General features: G+C 30.7%; 21 protein-coding genes. 5 read left to right on the top strand and 16 right to left on the bottom strand.

Annotated elements, in window-relative coordinates; genetic code table 11:
• Positions 1–37: 37 nt before the first annotated feature.
• From nhaC to ACTG48_RS02530, 9 genes are all read right to left on the bottom strand, one after another.
• Positions 38–1,459, bottom strand: a complete 1,422-nt coding sequence (gene nhaC / locus ACTG48_RS02570; RefSeq protein WP_021383003.1) for a Na+/H+ antiporter NhaC — start codon at positions 1,457–1,459, stop codon at positions 38–40.
• A 29-nt stretch (positions 1,460–1,488) separates the two neighbouring features.
• Positions 1,489–2,553 carry an ornithine racemase Orr gene (gene orr / locus ACTG48_RS02565; RefSeq protein WP_479918030.1) on the bottom strand — a complete coding sequence of 355 codons (1,065 nt, stop codon included), beginning with the start codon at positions 2,551–2,553 and terminating at the stop codon, positions 1,489–1,491.
• Entirely contained in the window at positions 2,538–3,947 is a 1,410-nt protein-coding gene (locus ACTG48_RS02560) for a GlmL-related ornithine degradation protein (RefSeq protein ID WP_479918029.1), read from the bottom strand. Before ACTG48_RS02560 ends, orr begins: the two co-directional genes overlap by 16 nt.
• Positions 3,947–6,151, bottom strand: a complete 2,205-nt coding sequence (gene oraE, locus ACTG48_RS02555; protein WP_479918028.1) for a D-ornithine 4,5-aminomutase subunit OraE — start codon at positions 6,149–6,151, stop codon at positions 3,947–3,949. Before oraE ends, ACTG48_RS02560 begins: the two co-directional genes overlap by 1 nt.
• Complete coding sequence (locus ACTG48_RS02550) at positions 6,145–6,519, bottom strand: ornithine aminomutase subunit alpha (RefSeq protein ID WP_021382945.1); 375 nt, start codon at positions 6,517–6,519, stop codon at positions 6,145–6,147. The genes oraE and ACTG48_RS02550 overlap by 7 nt, the downstream gene beginning before the upstream one ends.
• A gap of 77 nt (positions 6,520–6,596) precedes the next feature.
• Positions 6,597–8,027 carry a 2-amino-4-oxopentanoate thiolase subunit OrtB gene (gene ortB / locus ACTG48_RS02545; RefSeq protein ID WP_479918027.1) on the bottom strand — a complete coding sequence of 477 codons (1,431 nt, stop codon included), beginning with the start codon at positions 8,025–8,027 and terminating at the stop codon, positions 6,597–6,599.
• Positions 8,020–8,328 carry a 2-amino-4-oxopentanoate thiolase subunit OrtA gene (gene ortA / locus ACTG48_RS02540; protein WP_021382991.1) on the bottom strand — a complete coding sequence of 103 codons (309 nt, stop codon included), beginning with the start codon at positions 8,326–8,328 and terminating at the stop codon, positions 8,020–8,022. Before ortA ends, ortB begins: the two co-directional genes overlap by 8 nt.
• A gap of 34 nt (positions 8,329–8,362) precedes the next feature.
• On the bottom strand, positions 8,363–9,430 hold the full coding sequence (gene ord, locus ACTG48_RS02535) for a 2,4-diaminopentanoate dehydrogenase (protein WP_021382965.1): 1,068 nt from the start codon (positions 9,428–9,430) through the stop codon (positions 8,363–8,365).
• 230 nt (positions 9,431–9,660) lie between these two features.
• Positions 9,661–11,034, bottom strand: coding sequence for a sigma-54 interaction domain-containing protein (locus tag ACTG48_RS02530; RefSeq protein WP_479918026.1), 1,374 nt, complete (start codon positions 11,032–11,034; stop codon positions 9,661–9,663).
• Positions 11,035–11,311: 277 nt separating this feature from the next.
• Between ACTG48_RS02530 and ACTG48_RS02525 the strand changes: the two genes are divergently transcribed.
• The gene (locus tag ACTG48_RS02525) at positions 11,312–12,133 is read left to right on the top strand and encodes an MBL fold metallo-hydrolase (protein WP_479918025.1); all 822 of its coding nucleotides are present in this window, start codon (positions 11,312–11,314) and stop codon (positions 12,131–12,133) included.
• Positions 12,134–12,386: 253 nt separating this feature from the next.
• Here ACTG48_RS02525 and ACTG48_RS02520 read toward each other — a convergent pair whose 3' ends face one another.
• Together ACTG48_RS02520 and ACTG48_RS02515 are read right to left on the bottom strand one after the other, a co-directional pair.
• The gene (locus tag ACTG48_RS02520; RefSeq protein ID WP_479918024.1) at positions 12,387–13,553 is read right to left on the bottom strand and encodes a MalY/PatB family protein; all 1,167 of its coding nucleotides are present in this window, start codon (positions 13,551–13,553) and stop codon (positions 12,387–12,389) included.
• A gap of 14 nt (positions 13,554–13,567) precedes the next feature.
• Positions 13,568–14,473, bottom strand: coding sequence for a DMT family transporter (locus ACTG48_RS02515; RefSeq protein ID WP_479918023.1), 906 nt, complete (start codon positions 14,471–14,473; stop codon positions 13,568–13,570).
• 178 nt (positions 14,474–14,651) lie between these two features.
• Here ACTG48_RS02515 and ACTG48_RS02510 point away from each other — a divergent pair, with 178 nt between their 5' ends.
• Both ACTG48_RS02510 and ACTG48_RS02505 read left to right on the top strand, forming a co-directional pair.
• Positions 14,652–15,542 (top strand): AraC family transcriptional regulator, encoded by an 891-nt coding sequence (locus ACTG48_RS02510; protein ID WP_479918022.1) that lies wholly within the window; start codon positions 14,652–14,654, stop codon positions 15,540–15,542.
• A gap of 1,031 nt (positions 15,543–16,573) precedes the next feature.
• Positions 16,574–16,774 (top strand): cold-shock protein, encoded by a 201-nt coding sequence (locus tag ACTG48_RS02505; RefSeq protein WP_021384215.1) that lies wholly within the window; start codon positions 16,574–16,576, stop codon positions 16,772–16,774.
• 583 nt (positions 16,775–17,357) lie between these two features.
• Here the strand turns inward: ACTG48_RS02505 and ACTG48_RS02500 are convergent.
• A complete protein-coding gene (locus tag ACTG48_RS02500; protein WP_479918021.1) occupies positions 17,358–17,507 on the bottom strand; it encodes a phage tail assembly chaperone in 150 nt (49 codons plus the stop codon).
• On the opposite strand from ACTG48_RS02500, the gene ACTG48_RS02495 reads away from it, so the two are divergent.
• Positions 17,502–18,014 (top strand): site-specific integrase, encoded by a 513-nt coding sequence (locus tag ACTG48_RS02495; RefSeq protein WP_479918020.1) that lies wholly within the window; start codon positions 17,502–17,504, stop codon positions 18,012–18,014. The genes ACTG48_RS02500 and ACTG48_RS02495 overlap by 6 nt on opposite strands.
• Before the next feature lie 84 nt (positions 18,015–18,098).
• Here the strand turns inward: ACTG48_RS02495 and rlmD are convergent, their stop codons facing one another.
• Genes rlmD through ACTG48_RS02480 form a run of 3 tightly spaced genes read right to left on the bottom strand, consistent with a single transcriptional unit; the run spans position 18,099 to position 20,529 of the window.
• Entirely contained in the window at positions 18,099–19,454 is a 1,356-nt protein-coding gene (gene rlmD, locus ACTG48_RS02490; RefSeq protein WP_479918019.1) for a 23S rRNA (uracil(1939)-C(5))-methyltransferase RlmD, read from the bottom strand.
• Between the two features lie 23 nt (positions 19,455–19,477).
• Positions 19,478–20,200 (bottom strand): pseudouridine synthase, encoded by a 723-nt coding sequence (locus ACTG48_RS02485; protein ID WP_479918018.1) that lies wholly within the window; start codon positions 20,198–20,200, stop codon positions 19,478–19,480.
• Positions 20,200–20,529, bottom strand: a complete 330-nt coding sequence (locus tag ACTG48_RS02480) for a DUF1904 domain-containing protein (protein WP_479918017.1) — start codon at positions 20,527–20,529, stop codon at positions 20,200–20,202. The genes ACTG48_RS02485 and ACTG48_RS02480 overlap by 1 nt, the downstream gene beginning before the upstream one ends.
• A 192-nt stretch (positions 20,530–20,721) precedes the next feature.
• Between ACTG48_RS02480 and fba the strand changes: the two genes are divergently transcribed.
• Positions 20,722–21,648 carry a class II fructose-1,6-bisphosphate aldolase gene (fba, locus tag ACTG48_RS02475; protein ID WP_479918016.1) on the top strand — a complete coding sequence of 309 codons (927 nt, stop codon included), beginning with the start codon at positions 20,722–20,724 and terminating at the stop codon, positions 21,646–21,648.
• Between the two features lie 110 nt (positions 21,649–21,758).
• On the opposite strand, the gene ACTG48_RS02470 is transcribed toward fba, so the two are convergent.
• Positions 21,759–22,145, bottom strand: a complete 387-nt coding sequence (locus ACTG48_RS02470; protein ID WP_479918015.1) for a hypothetical protein — start codon at positions 22,143–22,145, stop codon at positions 21,759–21,761.
• Positions 22,146–22,310: the final 165 nt, after the last annotated feature.

Here is a 22,310-nt window from a genome sequence, read left to right as displayed (position 1 = left end):
CAAATTTACTTATAGCTTTTTTATCATATAATTAGTATCAGACATCAAAATTCAAACAAGTTTCAGGTTCATCTTCTATTTTTGCTACTTTAAATTTACATGCAATTAAAACTAGAGATACCAACGGATTTATAATATTTAATAATGCATATGGACCATATGTTAATGCTGATACACCTAATGTTGCTGTTATATATGCTCCACATGTATTCCATGGGACTAACGGAGAAGTTAAAGTTCCACTATCTTCTAAAGCTCTTGATAACATTTTAGGATGTATACCTCTTTTTTTATATTCCTTATTATACATTCTTCCTGGTATAACTATAGATAAGTATTGTTCACCTGCGATTATGTTGGTAACTGTACAAGTTACCATCGTACATAAAACTGTTCCAAATACACCCTTTGCTAGTCTTAATAAAGAAGATGCTACTACTTCAAGCATACCTGTTTTTTCTAAAATACCTCCAAGAGATAGAGCACATATTGTTAAAGATACAGTAGACATCATATTCATAATACCACCTTTAGATAATAGGGCATCTACCTCTTCTATTTGTGTCGATGAAACGTATCCATTTTGTGCTGCATCCAATATTGTACTCATAGATTCTCCTTGGAAAACTACTGCAAACAATACTCCTAATACAGCACCTACTATAAGTCCTGGTATAGCAGGTACTTTAAATACAACTAATCCAATTACTACTACTGGAGCTAATAATAATACTGGTGATAAAGTATTAAATGTAGAATCTAATGTAGACCTAATTAATTCTATCTGCTTTATATCTAATGCTTGACCTGAATACTTCATTCCAATTACACCATAAATTACTAAACAAATTAATAATGATGGTATAGTTGAATATAACATATATTTTATATGTGTAAACAAATCTGTCCCTGCCATTGCTGGAGCTAAATTAGTAGTTTCAGATAAAGGTGATAATTTATCTCCAAAGTAAGCTCCAGATATTATAGAACCTACTATCAATCCAACTGGCATACCTAAACTTTGACCAATTCCTAAAAGAGCTACTCCAACTGTCCCCATTGTGCTCCATGATGAACCAGTTGCAAGAGACACTATTGCACAGACTAGTGTTGATGCTACTAAAAAAATATTTGGTGATAAAATTTTTAGTCCCCAGTAAATCATACATGGAACTACTCCACTTACTATCCAAGTTCCTATAAGTACGCCTATTATAATTATAATTAAGATTGCTTGCATTGCCATCTTTATACTATTAAACATACTTAACTCTAAGTCTTTCCATTTAAATCCAAGCCTATATACAGCTACAATCCCTGCTACTGCTGCAGCTCCTATTAATGGTACATGAGGTGATGAACCATATATCAAGACTCCTAGACTTAAAAATAATATCAAACAAGTAATTGGTATCATTGCATCAAACAGACTTGCTTTTCTACATTCTCGCTCTTTCATAAGGTAATTTCCTCCTAATTATTTGAACACTACACTATAATTTTTTTTGAAACATATTCACTCGTACTAGATGACATGATACCTCCATAAGTTAATAAGAATTCCACATTATCACCTACTTTATAATCATGTTTTGTGTTACTTACATCTAATATCATGTGGTCTGAACTTGCCCCTAATATTTTTATATAAGTGTCTATTGGAATTAAAGAGTCAATATTTATATCCTGTTTACCTATAGCTATGATTGCCCTTTTTAAGATTCCTTTATCCTCATAAACAGGTTTATTTCTAAAAGCATCAACCCCTATTTCTCCAATGGGAACTGATGGCTTTTCTTTACATTCAATTATTTGACATACTAATTTAAATGCATCTTGATATGTTCCATGTATATTTTTACCGTATGCTGTTTCTCTACCAAGTATAATAGATTCACCTATCCTCAAATTAGTAATACCTTCTGGCATAGTATTACTCATAATTAGATGCATAGAACTTGAATTACCTCCAGATACTATTTCTGTATCTATCCCAAATTTTTCTTCCATTTTTCGTGCTATACTTACTAATCTTCCTGTATTTTCCCTAGATGGTATAACAGCTCCATAACAAGTTAAGTTTGTAGCTATACCAATTATTTTAATATTTTTTAATCTTACTATCTCTCTTACACTGTTAAAGAAGTCTTCTTCATAAAAATATCCTTCTCGTAAATCTCCTAAGTCAAACATAATAACTATCTTATGAATAATATTTTTACTTTCACACAATTCATTTAGTTTCTTTATGGTTTCCAGTTCTGAATTAAGGCTAATATCACAATAATTGATAACTTCTTCTAGTTCACTTATCATGGGTATTCTAATCAGCATTTTAGGCAAATTTATATTTTGTAATTTTTTTAAGTTTTGTATCCTCGAATCTGCTATATGGTCTATTCCTTCACAACATACTGATTCTACTACCTCTTTTTGTGCACAAAATGATTTAGTTACAAAAGATACCTTAATATTTCTTTCATGACACTTCTGTGAAATTATTTTGACATTATGTTTTAACTTCTCTATATCTATTTCTAATCTAGGGTACATAATCTTTCCTCCTTGAAGTTTAAACTTTTTAATAGGAGCTTAAGAGATGCTTCTTCATATTTTTTAGATAAAACACCCATAGATGCCATAATATAGTCATTATCTATCAATATTTTTGTTTTTTCCTTTGGAAATAGTAATTCTTTATTTTTATTGTATTTAAGCATATTGTTTAATATTTTAATTCTACTAGGGAGCCTAGTAAGTGCTCCCCCTGTACCAACTATATATCTTACTTCTGTTAAATCTTTCCCTTCTGCAATTTTAACTTTTCCAGTTGTTCCATAAATATTTCTTATTTTCCCGGAGTGTCTTAACATAGCTTTGATAACAGCTTCTGTTGTCAATCTCTCAACAAATAAAATTTCTTCTTTTGATTTTGGTATTGGTGGATAATTATCTATTATTGAATCAATGTCTATAGATAATTCATTTTGCAAGTTTTCTTTACCTATAACTTCTACTATGTTTTTCATATTTACATATACACCTAAATCCCCCTCAACACTTCTCTTTGCTAGAGGCTCAGGATTAACTAAGATTTTATTGATATAGTCACTTCCATCTGTAACAGAGTGTACATCAGTAGTTGCTCCACCTACATCCAAAGTTAATAAATCTCCAATATTTTTATATAAGAGTTTAGAAGCTTCCATCACAGCTCCTGGAGTTGGAGTAATATTTTCATTAACCATTTCTTTAATATACTTCATTCCTGGAGCTGTAGTTATGTGGTCTTCAAATACACCTTGAATAATTTTTCTTGTAGGCTCTATATTCAATAAATCTATTTTGGGGTATACATTTTCTGTTATATAAAGCTTATAATCTGTATCTTCGAATATTAACTTTACTTCCTCTTGATTTTCAATATTTCCAGCATATATAACTGGTATGCCTAAATTCATAGAAGCTATCATTTCTGCATTATAAATAGCTGTATCTCTTTCTCCATAATCAACTCCACCAGCTATTAAAATTATGTTTGGATTTATTTCTTTTATTTTATTTAAATCAGTTCTTTTAATTCTACCTGATGTTACTTGACGAATAACAGCTCCAGCTCCTAGAGCAGCTTCTTTAGCTGCTTTTACTGTCATATCATAAACTAAACCGTGAACAGTCATTTTTAATCCACCAGCTGCACTAGAAGTTGCAAACATATCATTATACTTTATATCCTCTACAGATAATTTATTAGCTAAATCCTTAATAGCACCTGATAAGCCATTTCTTACATCGCCACCTTCAAACACTGTTGTTGGAGCTTGACCTTGACCTAAAAATACAGGATTCTCAGTATCAATATTATGGAAAGCATTTACTACAGTGGTAGTACTTCCAATTTCAGCTACCAACACATCTATTTTAAAAGAAATTTTTTTATTTTCCATTACTCATTATTCATTTCTCTTCTTTTTTCAACTAAGAAAGTGGCTACATGAATACCTTTACTGTTTCTTCCAAATCCAGCATCTATTCCTTGTTCAACGGCTATTTCAGGTGTTACTTGTGTTCCTCCACAGGCTATCATTACTTTATCTCTTATACCTTTTTCCACACAATAATCATGTAATTTCTTCATGTTTTTATAGTGAATATCATCATGACTTATTATTGTAGATGCAAGTATTGCATCTGCATTTAGTTCAATTGCTGCATCTACTAATTTTTCTACAGGCACAGAAGTCCCTAGATAGTGACATTCTATACCATATTTTTCTATACCACCATGTTTTATATCTATTATTTCCCTTAAACCAACTGAGTGTTCATCTTCTCCAACTGTAGCTGAAACTATTTTCATAGGTCTTTCTTCTATATCAGCTCTTATTTCTTCATCAGTCAGTACTTTAGGCTCTTCTGGTATTACTAAACTGTTTAAATCTATATCAAATGGAACTCTTCCCTTCACTTCTATTCTAGTACCTTCAGATTCATGCATCACTTCTCTACTTATAACTTCAACTTCTTGCAAGTTCATTTTCTTTACAAATTCCAAAGCTGCAAACTCAGCGGTTCTTTTATCAGTAGGTAGCATCATAGTTATCATTACAATTCCATCTGCACACCATTCCATTTCAGGCTTGATTTTATCTCCATTTCTGTATTCTTCTGATTCTTTTAGTCTGTTTTCCACATTGTCAAAATCATCAAGCTCATCAATATATATGATTTTATCTGGATTTTCAAATGTGCATCCATCTATTAATATTGACGGATTATCTATAGCATTTTCATCATACTGAGCTACATTGTTGTATCCAAAGTGAGCAGTTACAGGTGCTAGATAATCTTCTTCTCTTTCATAAACAGTACCTTCTCCAACTCCGCCTTTTATTTTTCTAGATATACCATCACCATTTCTTTCTGGATAATTTCCAGAATCAACGAAAAATCCTTGTTCTACAGACTCAAAATATCCACCAACTTCAAATATTTCTTCCATATATAATACAGCTCTTTCTTTAAGCTCTCTTGCTTTGTCTCTCAATTCACCAATATCTTTAAGTTCTATCATATCCATAAGACCATCCATACCAACCAAAGCTTGTTTTGCTGTATCACATGCTTCTATGTTGTATATATGCCAAGGTACATTTCTACCTTCGTCAGGTGTTATAGTTGATTGTATGTCTGCTCTAGTTAGTACTGATGTCAATAAATTTAATACATGAGTAACTGTTGCTTCTCTAGTTGATGATTCCATATATTTAGTATTCATTTGGGCTCTCATCTTATAATCACTAAATAATTCTCTAAGTGCAACAGCATAAGGTAAGTCTATTCTTAAACATGGTGCTGGAGGGGCTGTTGGTGGAACTGTTGATAAACATATATTACTTTTATCTATTCCTATTTTCTCAGAGAATATAGAGTTTAAAGCATGTTGAACCATAAGTTCAGGCATTACCTTCCACGCTTCTCTAGCAGTAGCATTAGCATTATGTGCTCCATCTATTTGAGCTATGTTGGCAAAAGCCATTATTTTTTTAGCTTCACAAGCATCTACAAAAGACCTTATCATATTTATATTTCTATATAGAACATTGTATTGTGGGTCTTGATGTGCTCCATTGACTCCTTCTTCAGCAAACATTACTGCTACTTCAGGACCAGCAACACCACTTACATATGAATGGTAATTAATAGGTCTGCCAACTTCTTCTTCTATAAAATCAAGAGCTTTTCTTTGAGCTCTTACTTGTTTTCTTGTTATTGGAACTCCACCTATACCTTGAGGAGTACCTTCTATAAGCCCGTCAAAATGTGATTGTCCAGCAGTTCTAATAACCATTAAATGGTCAGCTCCATGATGAGCTGCCATCCTCATTCTTCTTATATCATCTTCAAATCTACCAGAAGCTATTTCAGTAGTAATAACTGGGCTTGGTTGAGGGTCAATATTATTGAAATATTTAGATGATGGTAACCCTACACTCTTATTTAAAGGTTTTGTACAGTCTTTATATTCAAAAGGTCCCATTTCAAGATTTTCCAAATGCTCTCTCCAAACCCAACCTCTTCTTTTTGGTTTATATTTATCCAAATCTTTTAATATATAGTCTATATCTAGTTTTTTATTTTCCTTTAACATGATTCTACCCCTTCTCTAAATAAACATGTAACTTCATCCCAGTATTCACCATTAACTAATAATAAACCAGCTTCTCTAACTGTTATATTTTTAGATTTAGCCAACTTATAAACTACATGCCCTGCCCCTTTACCTATAAGACCTCTTTCCATAACACCTTCTAAAATAGGTTTTACCTCAAGAGAAGAAAATCCCATTCTTAACAAAACAGACCTTTCTATTGATGGTGTTGTGTTCTTTTTGCCAAGGTCTATCATTGGCTCTACTATTTGGGTAGCTAAACTCCAAAACCTTTCTTTTAACTCATCATCACTTAGTTCTTGAAGATGTTTTCTTCTAACTTCAAAATCATCCTCTCTTTTTTTCATGAACATTCCCCCGTTCGTATAAATTTAATTGAATTTTCCGATTATTTATTTTGTATTAAATTGAAAATTAGTCATTATTATAAATTATTTAACGTATCAATAACAAAATCTCTTGAACTTTTTACTTCTTCCATTAAAAACTCTATATCTTGATTACTTAAATTATCAACATTATCAATGTTATTGTTAGATATACAATTTTTTATAAATGATTTTCTTATTTTATTCATATCAATATCAACACATTTTAATAATTCTGGTCTTTCTGGTAATATTAAGTTTACTCCTGCAATTTCTTCTCTTGGATTTCCAAATTTTATATCTATTCCATTTTCTCTTGCAAAAGTAAGCTGTGGACATATATGTTTACCTGCTCCTGTATACTCTGTTTCTTGTACTACTACAACTTTATCCTCATCTAATTCTTGGGCTAAAGAGAATGCTGCTGCTAAAGATGTATTTCCTGCAGGACCTCTTTCTATTCCTTCTAGTTGTGCCAATAATTCAGTTGTATAGAAAACTTCCCCTTGTTTTACTAATACATATCTATCCATATATCTAAGTGGTCTAGCTGCAGACCTAGGTACATCTGACCTATCAGGCCACGTACAGAAAGGTATACCAAAACCTGTATGCCCTGTTGTAAATGATTTTTTATTAAATTGATTATCACTAGCCATGTGTAATCCTTTTAAGTCAACACTTGCTCCTACTACTTTAGTATTAAGACAACCAGCTTTTATCAATCCCCTTGCAGTTCCAGTGAGATTACCTCCACCTGCATTTGTACAAACAACTACATCAGGGTCTTTTTTATATTTTTCTCTAAATTGAATAGCTAACTCATATCCTAAAGTCTCTACACCTGCAATTCCAAATGGTGAATATAATGATGCATTAAAATATCCTGTTTCTTCTAATAAAACTAAGAATGTGTAAAATAATTCTGGACCAACTGTTAATTGGATAACTTCTGCTCCATATGCCTCACATTTTCTTGCTTTTTCTATAATTTCGGGTTGACCTACACCATTAGAATCATAACATTCTTGAACTATTATACATTTTAAACCCTGCATAGCTGCTTGAGATGCTACAGCTGCACCATAGTTACCACTAGTAGCTGCTATTACGCCTTTATAGCCCATTTTTTTAGCATGATATACGGCAGTAGCTGCTCTTCTTGCTTTAAAGCTACCAGATGCATTCATTGCTTCATCTTTTACAAATATTCTAGCTCCTTTACCTTCTGGAGCACATTTTCTAGCTAACTTAGTCAAATTTTTAAGTTCTATTATAGGAGTATTCCCAACAGCATATTGTGATTGAATCGCTTCGATATCTTGTAATGTATATCCTGTTTCACCCATCATTTTTTCATAATCAAATCCTATTCCTTCTTGTTCAAAAGATGAGTAATCCAATCCAATTGCATTTTTCATTATTTCATTATTTCTTCCCATAACAGCTTGATAGCTCATATCTTTCATTGATGCTGTATTATTCATTATATACACCTCCAAATAATATTTCTTTAGCCTGTATCCCTATTTGGAGTAACTCTGGTATACATTTACCATAGTCATGAGTATAATATGGATTTACTTTAAGTAAGTTACCTTTTACAAGTCTACCTGTAATTGTTTTAACTTCTACTAAATCACCTATAGAAGCATCCTTTTGTATAAATCCTTTAACCCACATTTCTAAGGATACTTTCTTAGTATCCTCTGGAACTTGTGGAGCTCTTTCTTCTGGAGTCAGTACTATGTTGTGTATAATAACCCAATCATTAACTTTAGCATCCATTTTTTCATCTCCTTATTAACCAGCTATTATTTTATTAATTGGCATTTGATTCTTCCTCTAATTCAACTTCAATCTGATTTCTTACATCTCCCATTATTGCTCTAGGTACTGGTATATCTAACATAGTTTTAAGACCTGGTCTAGCATTTATTATTAATGGAATAGAGTTTACTATCATTGCATAAGTTCCTACTCCTCCAGGTATCTCAGGATTTATTTGCAAATCAATGTTTGGTATACCTTTTATTGATACATAATCTCCTGTTTTAATGCCTTCTGCTTCAGGTATTATCTGTTGTGGATGCTCCATTTCAATCAAAACATCTCCATTTACATATCCATATCCACATTGTCTACAACCAGCAACATTTCCAGCCAATGCCTCTCCATATTTAGATTTTCTATCTACTGTAGTCATTATTGGCTCTTTTGTTTGTTCTATCTTATCTAGTTTCCATCCCAATCCATCAGCTATCATGTTTATTGATTCTACAAATCCTACATGACCTGCTATAGTATTATTTTCTACACCTTTTATAAATGCCTCTCTTGTTGCTCCTACACCTTGTTCTACCATAACAGATTTTCCAAATGGCGATAAATCATTTACTCTCTTCGCTTTTATACTAGTAACTTCCTCACAAGTCCCTGAAAGAGCTAATACTAGTAAATCCAACACAAATCCTGGATTTATTCCTGTTCCAAGTATACTTACTCCATTCTCCTTTGCAACTTCATCCATTTTTTTAGCTAAATCTGCATCATCAGCTTGTGGATATGCCATTTGCTCTGCTGTTGATATAACATTTATTTTTCTATTTAATAAGAACATTATTTTATCAAAAGCCTTTTTAGTAAATGAATCAGTTGCTAATAAAACAACATCTACACTTTTTTCTTTAAAAACTTCTTCATAATTTCCATTGATAATAACTTCCGGTCTTTCTCCTCTTTCAATTTCTAAGATGTCATACATGCTTTTCCCTGAAGTACTTCTACTACAAACAGATACTATTTCCATACCTTCTTTTTTTAGAATCATATTAGCCATACCTATTCCCATAGCTCCAAATCCCCATATTCCAACTCTTACTTTTCTCATATATACACCCTCCTAAAAATTTATATCTTCTCAATAATTAGTTAAAGCATAAATCATGCCAACTTTGAAATTAAAATAAATATTTATTGAAACGTTGAAACTATAATTACTTTGTTATGTGTTTTCATAAATAAAAAATAATATTTTATTTAAGAAATAAAAAAAGAGCAAAAAATTTTGCTCTTTTATAATAATTTTGCTCCTTTATTTTTCTTTTTTATTTTACTTCTTTATAAGACTTTGATATTATATTTTTTCATTTTATATTGTAAATTTTGCCTATTCATACCTAAAATAGATGCAGCCTTAGTTATATTATACGAGGTCTTTTTTAATGATTCACAGATATACTTTTCTTCTATCTCACCAAGGATGCCATTAAGTGTCTTATTCTCTAAATCATTTAAAGAGTAATTATTAATCTCTTTATTCTCTTTAAGATTGTAATAGTCATTTAGATTAATCATACTTGTTTCTATTTGTATCTCATCTTCCATCATACTCATAGTACAATAAATTATGTTTTCTAGTTCTCTTATGTTACCTTGCCAGTCATAATTTTTTAGAACTTTGATAGCTTCATCTGAAATTCCTATCACTTTTTTATTTAATTTTTTATTATACTTTGAAATAAATTTTTTGCATAACAAAGATATATCTTCTTTTCTATCTCTAAGAGGAGGAATCTCTATATGAATTATGTTAAGTCTGTAATATAAATCTTTCCTTATTTTATTCTCATTTAAAATAACTCTTGGACTTTCATTTGTTGTTGCAATAATTCTTACATCAACAGGTATGTCCTTAGTTCCACCAACTCTTCTTACATAACCTTCTTGTAAAACCCTTAGTAATTTAGCCTGTAACATAATAGGCATGGAATTTATTTCATCTAATAATAAAGTTCCTTTGTTAGCTTGTTCAAACAAACCTGGTCTATCTACTGCTCCTGTAAATCCTCCCCTGCTAGTCCCAAATAGTATTCCTTCAAATAGCGACTCTGGCAAAGCTGCACAATTTTGTGCTATAAATGGATAATTTTTTCTATTACTTCCATAATGAATAGACTGACTAAATAACTCTTTACCCGTTCCAGTTTCCCCATATATAAATACTGAAGCGTCAGACTTACAGGCTTTCTTAGATTTTGATATTGCCTCTTTAATCAGATTACTTTCCCCTAAAATATCATCAAAGCCATAACCTTTCTTTTGTTGATTATTAACTTTGTTGATTAGATTTTTTTTATAATTTCTGTTTAGTAACGTTTCTATGGTTGTCATATTCTTTGATATTTCAAGTGCCCCTACAAATTCTCCTTTAACATCAATTGGTATCGTAGTATTAATTGCTGTTATCTCTTTCCCATTTTTATCTAGATATTTTTGAACATTGTCTTTGATAATTTTCCTATTCTCCAAAACTTCTACTAGTGTACTTCTATTTATTTTCATTTTGCTGACTATATCAAAAAATGAATTCGTTAAAATATCTTGTCTGTTCATTTTTTCCATTTTTTGTACAGAATCATTGTAGATTATAGTTTTCCCTTCTTTGTTAACAAAATGGACCCCTTCGTCAATATTTTCTAATATTTCATTCATTATTTTAAAAAATATCTCTTGGTTCAACTATATCACCCCAATACTTAAATATATAAAAACCCAAAAAATTAATAAAATGGTATTACTGTATTTATATTATCATATATTTATGATATTTTTTATGCACATTGTATTAATATATCCTTAAGCCTATTCATATATTTCTGTTATTTCATATTTATACATGATATAATCTACTAAATCAAAATTTTGTTAAGCAGTTTTAAGTGTAGATTATTTATGTAATCTAATATTTTACTAAGGAGGTATGATAACTTTGAAATTAAAAATTATTGGTAGTGGTGGTATGTCAATTATTCCAAGTTCATTTTGTAAATGCAAAATATGTGAGGAAGCCAGGCAAAAAGGTGGAAAATATGAACGATTAGGCCCAAGCCTATATATTGATGATATAAAAATGTTGATAGACACACCTGAAGATATTGCAGTAGCTTGTAACAGACAGAAAATCTCAGAAGTAAAACACCTTTCGATTTCTCACCATGACCCAGACCATGTTAAAGGCATTAGAATTGTCGAAAAAATTGGCTATGATTTTATCGCAGATAAAAATACTCCTATTGAATTTTATGCATTGCCTGAAGTGATTGAAGATATAAATCGAATGAACCTTGATTGTCTTAAATATTATGGGGATATTCTACACTGCATTTCTGTTAATGAAACTTCTCATATAAAGATAGATAATTTTGATATTGATTTGTTTAACAACAACCGAGATAGGAATATAACTTTCTATGTTATCAAAGAGAATGATAAAAAGGTCATATATGCTTGTTGCAATCCAAAGCCATTTACTCATAATGATATGTACTTTGATGCAGATGTTTTAATAATCAGTTTAGTTTCTGATGATGGCATATTAAATGATGGAACAGAACTTAAAGATGCACCATTCAAGGATGAAATATTTACTTTGGATGAAGTTATAGAAATTAAAAATTATTACAGAATTAAAAAAGTTATAGTTACACATATTGATGAAATGTGGGGAAAATCCTATGGTTATTATAGTGAATTAGAGAAGGGGCTTGATAATATTTCCTTTGCTTATGATGGTATGGAAATTATAGTTTAAAGTTTCAGATAATAAGCACAATGCAAAGTTGGTAAATTTAACATTATAGTTAAAAGCCGTGACCTCAAACTGACACGGCTTTTATTTGTATAAAATCTCAAGTAATGTATAAAGTAAACATTGAATTCCCACCATTTACTGTAAAAAGTGTTCCTATCTTTGAGATTGCTGAAGCCAACAACAAAAAAATTCTGCCTCAATTTTTTCTCCAATTAAAAAACCTATATTCATTTCATCATTCCTTTTCTTTTGCTCAAATTGAATCATCTATTATGTGTACCATTCTTATCAATGCTGCATCAAGAAGTGAGCGTGGACAAGCTAAATTTATTCGAATGAATCCAGCTCCATCCTTTCCATATTCTAAGCCATCAGAAACGTATACATTTGCCTTTTCAGAGAAAAATTCCTTAATAGATTTTCCCCCAGTCTGTAATTCTGAACAGTCCACCCAAATCAAATATGTTCCTTCTGGATTCACAGCTTTACATCCTGGAAATTTTTTTGAAATGAAGGTCAAAGCAAACTCTTTGTTTAACTTTAAATATTCCTTCAATTTGCTAAGCCATTGCTCTCCATTTTTATAAGCAGTATAAAAACTATACATTGCAAAAATATTAGGCCTTTTACTGTCAATAGCCAACAGCTCCATCTCATATTTCTCCCACATATTTGGATTTGGAATGATATTAACTGCTACCTGCAATCCCGCTATATTGAATGTTTTTGTCGGTGACATACAGGTAATGGTTATATTTGCTATTTCTTCATTCAACGATGCTATTGGAATATGTTTATGTGGTTTATATACCATATCACAATGTACTTCATCTGAGACAATCACGACTTGATTTTTTCTACATATTTCCCCAATACGGAGCAGTTCCTCTCTAGTAAACACACGCCCAGTTGGGTTTTGCGGATTGCATAGCAGAAATATTTTGGCTTTTGGATTTTGCACCTTTTTTTCTAAATCATCGAAATCAATACGATATTGTCCATTTTCATAAATGAGGGAGTTACATACTGGTTGACGCTTGTTTGTTACAATCAGTTCATGAAACAGATAAAATGCTGGGGTTTGATAAACAACCTGATCACCTATGTTTGAAAATGCTCGCACTGCATTTCCCATACTCGCAATTACTCCATGCGAATAACTTAACCATTCTTCTTCTATATTCCATTTATAATGATTTTTACACCACTCTGAAAAAGGATGGTAATAATCTGTTCTTGGAACCACATATCCATATACCCCAAAAGCAGCTATTTTTTTTACTTCATCAACAATAACATCTGGTGTATGGAAATCCATATCAGCTGTGCTGAGTGCAATGCTATTTTTATCTTTTACACCACTCCATTTCATTGAAAATGTATTATTCCTATTTATAATCTCATCAAAGTTATACTCCATAGTACACGTCCTTTCTAAACATTTTTCATAGTTTCTTTAGATGGTCTGCATAATAAAATAAGTGCAGTAATGGTAACAGCCAGCCCAAAGACTGACAAAGCTGTAGAATTTTCCGAGAAAAACATTATCCCAAATATCATAGCAGCTATTGGCTCTCCTCCAGCAACCAAAATGGATGCTTTCACTGTTTCGATAAAAGTGAGTGCAATTGTATATAGAACATAAGGTAGTACAGAAGTACATACAGAGTGCATCGCTAAAAATATAATATTTTCCACTGGAGCTATGTCTATAAAACCACCTACTGTTGCCCAATTTGTAAAAGGCAGTAATACAATCGTATTGATTAACAAACTATAGAACGTAATCGTAAATACGTTATATCCCTTTTCCATCCCTATTTTTGAAAATACACTGTACATCGCATAAAAGAATGCAGATAATACACCTATAAAAATTCCTACCATTGACCATTTTATTGCAGAATTGTTTTCCAAAATTCCACTTGATAGTGTACACCCCACAATTGCTAAACACATACATCCAAATTTCTTTAATGTGATTTTTTCTTTAAAGAGAACAGCCGCCATAAACATAACAAATATAGGGAATAAACTGAGTAAAACTGCTGCAAGGGATAAGGTTAGGCGATTGATAGATTCGTTATAACAGAAATTTAATCCAAGCATTCCGAGTAATCCTCCACCAAGAAACACCCATATATCTTTTACTCTGATTTTAAGCAATGATTTATCATAAATCAGTATACCAATAAGTAATATAAATACTGCTACAAGCGTCCTTGATGATAACACGGTATAGCTATCCATTCCATATGTGTTCAACCGCCTCACAAATATACCAACTGACCCCCACAAAACACCAGATAATATTGGTAGCAAAAGTAATAATTTTTTCATTTTTTCCTCCTTGTGACCTTTAACTAAATTCTAAATAAAAATCTCATTCTTCTCTCTAGCAACTATTTATTTCCCTCAATATTGTATATTATCACATATTAAATCATGTAATTGTTGCAAAATACCACCTATTTATGGTAAAATATCACCAAAATAAAAGAAAGGACACAAAAACATCATGCAGATTTTTGAAATTACAACAGACGATACGCTCAAATCAACTACACAATCTGGCACATCTGAATTTCGCTTTGAGTATTACTTTGATGAAATTGAAAAATATAAAAACCAATGCGTAGAATGGCATTGGCATAATGATTTTGAATTTGTTTATGTTTTATTAGGACCTGTTGTTTGTCAAATTGGAAATACAAGCCTTCTAATGGAAGGTGGCGATGGCTTATTCATAAATAATGGAATTATCCATCGTTTTGAGACAACTGCAAATGGGCAGATGATTTCTATTTTGTTTGCACCTGAATTTGTAGCTCCCTCATCAACTTCCATATATAATAAATACATTTCTCCTGTACTGACTTCTGACTGTAAATATTATTTTTTGCAAAAAAATAATCCAGCACATACAGGATTATTGCAAACATTAAATTCGATTCGCCAGCAAGCGCAGCAAAAAGATTCCTTATGGGAACTTAGAATATTTAGAGATGTTGTTTTATTGTGGGAAAAACTTTTTGTCACGATAAAAGACCAGCTTTCAATCCAAAGAAATTCATCCAATTTTCTTCGTCAAGCTCGGATGCAAAAAATGCTACAGTATATACACGAACAATATATGACATCTCTAACGTTGGATAAAATTGCCCATGCTGCCAATATAAGCAAAAATGAATCTTTACGTTGTTTTCAGGCAAGTATTCAAACTACACCTATCAATTATTTGAATAAATACCGTTTGGAACGTGCTAAGGATATGTTACTTACTACAACAGATACTATCACTTTTATTTCGTCAAGTATAGGGTTTGAGAGTGTTGGATATTTCTGTAAAGTATTTAAGAAATATTTAGGGCAAACACCTGCTGAATATAGAAAATCCAATCTGCCATAATAAAAATTCTTATTTTTAAATATTTTCTCTTGCTGCTTTCCTGCTAGAAATGTTGTATTTAGATGGACACTTAAGAGAAAATATCTGAATTAAAACTACTATGGGCACTCAAGAATGTATTACATCCCTCTAACATTTACGACACCAGATTTATTGAAACTACTGCACTATATCATACTATATTAAATTTTTTAATAAAAAACAAATTATTTTAAATAGGTGGTAAAACATAATTTGCCACCATTTTATTCATCATCTTTTAAATTTCTAAACTCTTCTTCCATCTCATATCGCTCCCTAATTCAGTCTAACTTAAACTGATAATAGGAGCTTTTTAAGACAAAAACTACAGGTGAAATTTACCACACATTCTACTTTTTTAGTTTTTTTTAATATAAAAAATATTATTTCATATCTATAAACTTATTCAGTTTTCAAACATACATGTTGAGTAATAACTAGTTATATTATATTGTTTTAATTGTAGCATAAAACTAAATCAGTAAAACTAGAGAACTTTAGTAGCGTAAATATACATGGACTAAGACTTGTAAAATGAGTTATAAGTTATATTAGCAAGTTATCAAAAACATATACTTTTTTGTTTTTGTGAAAGTTTTTTAGGTGTGTAATAATATATATTTAAAAATAAATTGTATCGATGTACACATATATTAACTGCTTATACTGATATTTAATATGATTATTATAATTTTATAGATATGCACTTAGATGATACTATAGTATAGAATCATCTATTAGAATCTTATTCACATCAAGTGATAGTATTAGTAAGTATAATTAAATAGATTTTGTTTTATAGAAAATCCTTTTTAGCTTTATCTATATTCGTATTAATCTATAGTAATACAAAGGTCTTAAATATATTTTCAATATTAAGAATAAGCAGAAATGTTAACTAAAAAATACAATTAAGTAGACATTTCTATTACTCTGTGATATAATAATATTTGTGTTAATGCACAATTAAATCAAGTATATCTTGATACAGGTTAATAGGAGTATTTTTAATGAATAATGGAATAGTGAAATGGTTTAATAATGAAAAAGGATTTGGATTTATATCAATAGAAGGTGGAGATGATGTATTTGCTCATTTCTCAGCTATACAAACTTCAGGATTTAAGTCATTAGAAGAAGGTCAACAAGTAAGCTTTGATATAGTTAAAGGTGCTAGAGGTCCTCAAGCAGAAAATATAACTATATTATAATATATAGATTTTTCGGGAAAGACTCTTTTAGGGTCTTTTTTTATTGCTAGTATATATAATATATAATTATTGATGAAGTAGGTAATGTTATTTGGAGAAATGAAAAAGTACCCGCCTACATGTTTGTAAGTGCTTACTATATACAACATTTTATAATTAAATTTATTCATCCAGTTATATTCATCATTATTATGTATAAAAAATTTCATCTTTTTATTGACTATAAAAAATATTATAGGCAATATTTTGTATCGGTTGGTGTCCATTGTTCCACCATTTTGTCGCATAATACATTCTACTATACAACATATATCCATCTATTTCCAAAATTGTAACATTTTCATATATTAGTAATGTGACTATACCAATTTAATCTTTAGCTTTAAGTTCTATCTTCTCCTACCTCTCTTTTTCTCTCTTTCAGCTTCTTTCATTGCTTCTTCTTCATCTTCTATCTTAACAAGTAATGAGGTGGCTGCTAATGCTCTCTCATTAACTTCTAAATTCATATATTCACTAGGTTTCCACTTTAATTTTTGGATACAATAATGAGTAAAGCTATCATCAAATCCACCACCTCGAATTAGTTTTTTGCTTCTTCTACTTTATCTTCAAAAGATGTATCAAATCCATTAACTTCATTTACTTTTACTATATAATTTACATACTCTCCTACTGTAAGCATTGTTTTTAATAACTGGTCTTCTTCCATTACTCCATAGCTATTTTGCAAATCAGCATCCTAACTGCTTTACAATGGGATGATGTATACTTAGAAAACAAAATTATACACGTTAGACATACTTTGATAAGCAAAGGAAAAGAAGGTTTTGAATTAGGCACACCTAAAACAGAAAGCTCTTACAGAAAAATAAATATCAGTGATACATTAACAAAAGTTTTAAGGGAACATAAGAAGTTGCAAAAAGAAATGAAATTAAAATTTGGTGAATGGTATATAAACTCTAACTTTATATGCACAAAAGAAATGGGTGAATATGTAACAACAAATAGTTTAAAATATTTAGGTAGAGTTGTTAATTATGATCTTAGTATAGATTTTAATTTTCATAGTTTAAGACATACACATGCTACGATGTTATTAGAAAATGGTGCTAATATAAAATATATACAACATAGATTAGGGCATGCTAAAATGTCAACAACTATGGATACATATTCACATGTAACTAACAACATGAGAAACCAAACAGTAAATATTTTTGAAAGCATTGTATAGTAAATTTGCCACCGAAAAATAATTACGGTGGCAAATCGGTGGCAAATTCACCTTTATAGTATCATACAAATAGCTAGAACCCTGCTATTCTCTAATAAGTTTAACTACAGTCTCGCAATGAGGTGTATTCGGGAACATATCCATACACTTAACCATCTTAATCTCATAACCATATCCCTTAAAATCAACCAAATCAACAACCAAAGACTTCGGATTACAAGAAATATAAACAATCTCCTTAGCGCCAAATCCACAAATATCCCTAATAGCATCCTTATGAATACCTGGTCTAGGAGGGTCAACAATAATCAAATCAGGCTTGTCCTTCAAATCCTTAACAACCTTCGCCACATCTCCAGCAATAAACTCACAATTAGTAAGCCCATTCAACTTAGCATTCTCATTAGCCGCAACAACAGCTTCCTCGACTATCTCAATACCATACACCTTCTTAGCTGCACCAGCCATAACCTGTCCAATAGACCCAGTCCCACTATACAAGTCAAACACAACCTTGTCATTGTAATCTCCAATAAAATCTCTAGCGATACTATAAAGAACCTCGGCTCCCTTAGTATTAGTCTGGAAAAATGAGAATGGAGAAATCTTAAATTTAAGACCTAAAATTTCTTCTTGTATATAATCTCTTCCATACAATACTCTTAACTCATCACATTGGACTGCATCTGCTAAACCATCATTAATAGTATGAAGTATCCCTACTAACTCAGCTTTGAAATCAATCCCTAAAAGCATCTCTTTAAATTCGCCCATGTCAAAATCTTCTTGAGAAGAAGTTACTATATTAACCATAATCTCATTAGTATGAATCCCTTTTCTAACTACAAGATGTCTCAAATATCCTTTATGATTCATTGTTCTATAATAAGGAAGCTCTTTTTTATTAAAAAACTCTACACTAGAAACTAATATCTTTGAGAAGTCTTCATCAACTAACATACACCCCTCAACAGTTTGTATATCTATATGCTTTCCTTTTTTATGAAGCCCTAATGTCAAAGGTCCATTTTTTACTTCATCTCCAAAAGTATACTCCATCTTATTTCTATAATATTTGTTTTCTGGACTTCCTTCTATCCCTAAAAATTGAAATCCAAATAAATCTTGCTTTAAGAATAAATCCATAACTTGCTTTTCTTTTATTTCCAATTGCTTCTCATATGGTACTGATAGTAATGTACATCCTCCACACTCTCTAAAATGCTTGCAAGCTTCTTCAGTTTCAAGTGGTGAGTACTCTAATAATTCTATCATCTTAACTTCGGCTTTCTTACTTCTAACTTTTTTAACACCAGCTCTTACCTTTTGACCACTTATTCCACCCTTCATGTGAATAACTCTGTCTCCAATTTGGCCTAATGATGTACCACCAAATTCCATTTTATCTATTTCAAATTCTACAATATCCTTTTTCTTCACAAACCTTCCTCCAATTTATTATATTATCTTTCTTCAATCATCTTTACTTCTTCATCTGTTAACTCTCTATACTCACCCAGTTCTAAACTCTCATCCAATTTCAAATTACCCATAGACAATCTTTTTAAGTATACTACTTTTTTACCCACACTTTCAAACATTCTTTTTACTTGGTGAAACTTACCTTCATGTATTGTAAGTTCTATCTCTGATTCATCATCGCTCTTTAATATATTTAACTGAGATGGCATAGTTTTATATCCATCATCAAGCACTACACCTTCTGCAAAATCTTCTACATCTTCTTCAGTAACTACTCCGTCAATTTTTGCATAATAAGTCTTAGGCACATGCTTCTTAGGAGATAAAACTCTATGAGAAAGCTTTCCATCATTAGTTAAAACTAATAATCCCTCTGTGTCTTTATCTAGCCTACCAACAGGAAATGGTTCAAAGGCTAAGTATGATAAATCAATTAAATCTAAAACTGTTGGGTCGTATTTATCAGTAGTTGCCGATATATATCCATCTGGTTTATTCATCATTAAATATATATATTCTCTATATACAACTTCTTCTCCATTAAATAGTATCTCATCATTTTCAGTGTCTACTTGAGTTCCTGGATTTGAAACTTCACTTCCATTTACTACTACAGACCCCTGCTTACAATATTTCTTTATTTCACTTCTACTTCCATAACCTAAGTTTGAAAGAATTTTATCTATACGTTGCTTTTTAGCCATTAAAAATGTTCTCCATTCTCATAATATTTTTCTTTTTCAAATACTGTAAATGCTAAATCCATACTTTCTACATCTAAATTATTTCTTATACTATCAGTTATTATTCTTGCTACTATATCTTGTACTTCTTGCCCTCTATCAAACCAAGCTACTTCAACAAAAGGGTATACATCTGCTATTTTGCCATCCCTTATTGCAATTGACTTTATACATTCTATCTCAAAATAATCCCTTGGACATTTTACAGCTTCAACTAAATCATCTATCATCTTTTCACTTATTTTGCATATATCATTCTCATGAATTCCTCTTATTTTTATCTGTGGCATAGTTAAGTCTCCTTTATCTTAATTCTTCTTAAAATGTTTATATTCTTTCTTATTTTACCTAATCCTATTATCTTATATTTAACATTATACTTGTAATTTATAGTTATTACAATTTACTATATACTTTTTTTGATTTAACGTTATAATATAAGTGATGGGTAAATTTTAAAAGTTAATAGGAGGAGTTTTAAAATGGCATTAATTACTACAAAAGAAATGTTTAAAAAAGCTTACGAAGGTGGATTTGCTATAGGTGCATTTAACATAAGTGACTTAGAACAATTACAAGGTGTTTTAAAAGCTGCTAAAGCTAAAAACTCTTATGTTATGATACAAGCTTCTATGTCAGCTGTTAAATATGCTGGACCTCATACATTAGTTGAAATGGTTAAAGTTGCTTCTGATGAAATAGGTGTAGACGTAGCTCTTCATTTAGACCATGGTCCAAATATGGATGCTATTAAAACTTGTATTGATGCTGGTTTCTCTTCAGTTATGATAGATGGTTCTCATTTTGACTTTGAAGAAAATGTTAAAATAACTAAAGAAGCTGTTGAATATGCACACTCTAAAGGTGTTGTTGTTGAAGCAGAACTTGGTGTTTTAGCTGGAACAGAAGATGATGTTACTTCTGATGTTCACAAATATACTCAACCAGCTGAGGCAGTTGAGTTTGTTGAAAGAACAGGAGTTGATTCATTAGCAATAGCTATAGGAACTTCTCATGGTGCTTTCAAATTCAAAGGAGAAGCTAAATTAAGATTTGATATACTAGAAGAAATCCAAAGCAAGTTACCAGGTTTCCCAATAGTTCTTCATGGTGCATCTGCTGTTGACCAAAATGCAGTTGCTACATGTAATGAATTTGGTGGAGATATAGCTGGAGCTAAAGGTGTACCTGTAGAAATGTTAAGAAAAGCATCTTCTATGGCTGTTTGTAAAATAAACATGGATACTGACTTAAGACTAGCTATGACTGCTGCTATCAGAAAATTCTTAGCTGAAAATCCAAAAGAATTTGACCCAAGAAAATACATTGGTGCTGGTAGAGATGCTATACAAGCTGTAGTTGAAAGCAAAATAGATGATGTTTTAGGTTCTGCTAACTCTATAAACTAATATAACTTTTAAATATTTATAAAAGAAAAGAGATGACTTATAGTAATTAAATTTACTTCTAAGCCATCTCTTTTAAGTTGCATATATCTTTTTATATAAACAAAGATATATTATTTTTCTACTTTATCTTTAATGATAGTACCATCTTCAAGTCCTTTAGATATTTCTTCTGAACTTAATTTAGTAGAGGCTTTATCAGATGTTTTTTCATTATCTATAGTGATTTTATTTTCACCAGTACCTTTTCCTGTATTTGCATCTTCATTCTCTTCAGTAGTTATTTCATACTTATCAGTACCTTCTTTTTTATCTCCATTTTTATTATCTTCTTTCACAGTATCCTTAAATATAGTACCTTCTTTAAGTCCTTTAGATATTTCTTCCACACTTGTTTTTACCTTATTAGAAGTATCTGCAAATGATTTATTTGTAAGCAAACCAAATCCACCTAAACCAATCAATCCTGTTAATCCTAAAACCATAAATTGTTTTTTCATAATTATTATCTCCTTTTTATTATTTTCTTAAGAATACTATAAAAATGTTTATTGAATGTTTATGTGCTAATACAAAAAACACTTTTAGCAATAAGACTCCTTACTACGATTGGTGTAATTATAAATGTATTATTCAATCTAGTAGATTCTTACTTTTTTAGAAGA

It is taken from the genome of Clostridioides sp. LIBA-6822 (assembly GCF_056688955.1).
The sequence above is the reverse complement of the archived record's forward strand: the minus strand, read 5'-3'. Positions and strand labels throughout refer to the sequence as shown.

Bases quoted from the DNA above. Each gene is read 5' to 3' on its own strand.
- ACTG48_RS02470 (WP_479918015.1), bottom strand. From the start codon at position 22,145: ATGAAAAAACAATTTATGGTTTTAGGATTAACAGGATTGATTGGTTTA.
- ACTG48_RS02480 (WP_479918017.1), bottom strand. From the start codon at position 20,529: ATGCCACAGATAAAAATAAGAGGAATTCATGAGAATGATATATGCAAA.
- ortB (WP_479918027.1), bottom strand. From the start codon at position 8,027: ATGAATAATACAGCATCAATGAAAGATATGAGCTATCAAGCTGTTATG.
- nhaC (WP_021383003.1), bottom strand. From the start codon at position 1,459: ATGAAAGAGCGAGAATGTAGAAAAGCAAGTCTGTTTGATGCAATGATA.
- ACTG48_RS02515 (WP_479918023.1), bottom strand. From the start codon at position 14,473: ATGAAAAAATTATTACTTTTGCTACCAATATTATCTGGTGTTTTGTGG.
- ACTG48_RS02530 (WP_479918026.1), bottom strand. From the start codon at position 11,034: ATGAATGAAATATTAGAAAATATTGACGAAGGGGTCCATTTTGTTAAC.
- ACTG48_RS02560 (WP_479918029.1), bottom strand. From the start codon at position 3,947: ATGGAAAATAAAAAAATTTCTTTTAAAATAGATGTGTTGGTAGCTGAA.
- ord (WP_021382965.1), bottom strand. From the start codon at position 9,430: ATGAGAAAAGTAAGAGTTGGAATATGGGGATTTGGAGCTATGGGAATA.
- ACTG48_RS02485 (WP_479918018.1), bottom strand. From the start codon at position 20,200: ATGGCTAAAAAGCAACGTATAGATAAAATTCTTTCAAACTTAGGTTAT.
- orr (WP_479918030.1), bottom strand. From the start codon at position 2,553: ATGTACCCTAGATTAGAAATAGATATAGAGAAGTTAAAACATAATGTC.
- ACTG48_RS02505 (WP_021384215.1), top strand. From the start codon at position 16,574: ATGAATAATGGAATAGTGAAATGGTTTAATAATGAAAAAGGATTTGGA.
- ACTG48_RS02550 (WP_021382945.1), bottom strand. From the start codon at position 6,519: ATGAAAAAAAGAGAGGATGATTTTGAAGTTAGAAGAAAACATCTTCAA.
- ACTG48_RS02510 (WP_479918022.1), top strand. From the start codon at position 14,652: ATGCAGATTTTTGAAATTACAACAGACGATACGCTCAAATCAACTACA.
- fba (WP_479918016.1), top strand. From the start codon at position 20,722: ATGGCATTAATTACTACAAAAGAAATGTTTAAAAAAGCTTACGAAGGT.
- ACTG48_RS02520 (WP_479918024.1), bottom strand. From the start codon at position 13,553: ATGGAGTATAACTTTGATGAGATTATAAATAGGAATAATACATTTTCA.
- ortA (WP_021382991.1), bottom strand. From the start codon at position 8,328: ATGGATGCTAAAGTTAATGATTGGGTTATTATACACAACATAGTACTG.
- oraE (WP_479918028.1), bottom strand. From the start codon at position 6,151: ATGTTAAAGGAAAATAAAAAACTAGATATAGACTATATATTAAAAGAT.